The organism is Cellvibrio mixtus subsp. mixtus J3-8, assembly GCF_000766945.1.
GTDB lineage: Bacteria > Pseudomonadota > Gammaproteobacteria > Pseudomonadales > Cellvibrionaceae > Cellvibrio > Cellvibrio mixtus_A.
In genome coordinates this window covers 115,969-116,208 of record NZ_KN266207.1, presented here as the reverse complement: position 1 = coordinate 116,208, position 240 = coordinate 115,969, and the positions used below count along the sequence as shown (strand labels likewise).

Annotated in this window: 1 protein-coding gene; it reads right to left on the bottom strand. The window is 48.3% G+C overall.

Going from position 1 to position 240, the window contains the following annotated elements:
* Positions 1–240, bottom strand: a 240-nt coding sequence (locus tag A596_RS05620; protein WP_152600142.1) for a putative Ig domain-containing protein, incomplete at both ends; no start/stop codon positions are given.

Sequence of the window (240 nt, the reverse complement as noted above, 5' to 3'; positions counted from 1 at the left end):
ATTGGATTCGCGACTGTTGGCGCATCGTTCGTGTTGGCGATGACAATATCAAACGTATCAGTAACCGTTCCGCCATTGCCATCGTCGGCAATCACATCAATAGAAATAGTACCCACATCGCCATTCGCAGGTGTACCACTGAAAGTGCGTGTCGCCGCATTAAAACTTAACCACGATGGCAAGGAACCACCGCCATTTAATTGTGCCGAATACGTTAGCGTTGCACCTGCATCAACATCT